3 protein-coding genes are annotated in these 2,009 nt (G+C 47.1%); all 3 read left to right on the plus strand.

What is annotated here, in order from left to right:
- On the plus strand, window positions 1-348 hold a 348-nt coding region (ruvC, locus tag A3750_RS13100), incomplete at its 5' end, for a crossover junction endodeoxyribonuclease RuvC (protein WP_068548350.1).
- Between the two features lie 2 nt (window positions 349-350).
- Window positions 351-953 carry a Holliday junction branch migration protein RuvA gene (gene ruvA, locus A3750_RS13105; protein ID WP_068458516.1) on the plus strand — a complete coding sequence of 201 codons (603 nt, stop codon included), beginning with the start codon at window positions 351-353 and terminating at the stop codon, window positions 951-953.
- 124 nt (window positions 954-1,077) lie between these two features.
- The coding region (ruvB, locus tag A3750_RS13110; protein WP_068548351.1) for a Holliday junction branch migration DNA helicase RuvB at window positions 1,078-2,009 on the plus strand (932 nt) is incomplete at its 3' end.

The raw sequence follows: 2,009 nt of genomic DNA on the forward strand, positions 1-2,009 counted from the left end.
CAATATGACCCCGATGAGTTTGCAATCGAGGACGTCTTTATGGCGAGGAATGCAGATTCTGCATTAAAGCTTGGTCAGGCCCGCGGAGCGGCGCTTGTTGCAGCAAATATAATGGGCTTGCCAGCGAGTGAATATGCTGCGCGTAAAGTTAAGCAGGCGTTAGTTGGCAAGGGTTCGGCCGATAAAGCGCAGGTGAAGCATATGGTTGTACATCTGCTGGGCTTGAATGCAGATCCTCAGGCTGATGCAGCGGATGCGCTAGCGATCGCACTTTGTCATGCTCATATGCAGCAGAATCTAATTCGAATAAGCGGTGCTTCAAAAAGTCGTCGCGGTAGAGTGAGTTAATTATGATTGGAAAGATAAAAGGTTTGCTTGAGGCTAAAACGACTCATCAGGCTTTGATTGATGTAAATGGCTTATGCTATGAGCTGGAAGTGCCGATTAGTACAGCTTTTGATTTGCCGGAAAAGGGAGAGGTAGTCGAACTATATACCCATTTTGTTGTCAGAGAAGATGCCCAATTGTTGTATGGATTCAACTCCAATCTTGACCGCGATACTTTTCGAATATTGATCAAAGTGAACGGAGTTGGACCTAAACTTGGGATTGCAATTCTTTCGGGGCTGAGTGCTCGAGATCTTCAGTCATGCGTCGATCAGGAGGACGTGAGTGCTTTGGTAAAGTTACCTGGTATTGGTAAAAAGACTGCTGAGCGATTGTTAATTGAGTTGCGAGATAAATTGAAGATTGTGCCCGAGGCCGTTCTGGCGGCAGACGTTGCTTTACCGCTTGAAATTGCGGGAAGTAGCGGTATTGAAGATGAAGCGGAAGCAGCTCTAGTCGCGTTAGGTTATAAGCCTGCCGATGCTGCAAAGCTTGTTAAGAAGCATTATGCAGATGGTATGTCAGTGCAGGATCTGATTAAGGCTACGCTCCGTTCGTTGAGTTAATTGTTCGACGTTAAAGCAGGCTAGTTAGGTCCGTTGGCTTTCTAGCTTCTGACTGATATTTAACTTTCTCTAGGTCTTTAGAGGGTTAAACTAAAATCAATTCATTATTAAGTAAAATAATCTGATGATCGAAGCAGATCGGCTTGTTTCAGCACAACCGAGTCCCGAGGGACGGCGCAATATAGAAGACCAGCAGGATAGGGCAATCCGTCCTAAGTTATTATCTGACTATGTGGGTCAGCCTGTAGTCAAAGAGCAGATGAGTATTTTTGTCGAGGCTGCAAAAAAACGCCAGGAAGCCCTTGATCATGTATTGATTTTTGGCCCTCCCGGGCTAGGCAAAACCACACTTGCAAATATCCTCTCTAATGAGCTTGAGTCAAACATACTGTCTACATCTGGGCCGGTGTTAGAGAAAGCGGGGGACTTGGCCGCTCTACTAACAAATCTAGATGAGGGCGATATTCTTTTTATCGATGAAATACACCGTCTCAGCGCAAATGTTGAGGAGGTTCTATATCCTGCGATGGAAGATTATCAGCTTGATATCATGATAGGAGAGGGGCCTGCCGCTCGGTCAATAAAACTCGATTTACCGCCGTTTACGCTCGTTGGCGCTACTACGAGAGCCGGGCTTTTGACATCTCCTTTGCGAGACCGCTTTGGAATCGTTCAGCGTTTAGAGTTTTATAACATTCCGGATTTGTCGTCGATTGTAACCCGTTCGGCAAGGCTGTCTGGCATTGAGATACAAGAGCAGGGCGCGGTAGAAATTGCAAAGCGCTCCCGTGGTACTCCTCGTATCGCGAATCGCTTGTTACGTCGGGTCAGGGATTTTGCAGAAGTTAAGGGGGACGGACGGATCACCCAAGCGGTTGCAGATGGGGCGCTGAATATGCTGAGCGTTGACGAATCTGGGTTTGATCGAATGGATCGTCGCCTCTTGCTTACCATGATAGAAAACTTCGGCGGAGGTCCGGTAGGGGTGGAAAGCCTGGCTGCTGCAATTGGTGAAGAGCGTGGGACAATTGAGGATGTTTTAGAGCCTTATCTTAT

It is taken from the genome of Oleiphilus sp. HI0079 (assembly GCF_001635105.1).

Excerpts from the sequence above, each read along its gene's own strand:
- ruvA (WP_068458516.1), top strand. The coding sequence starts at position 351 with ATGATTGGAAAGATAAAAGGTTTGCTTGAGGCTAAAACGACTCATCAG.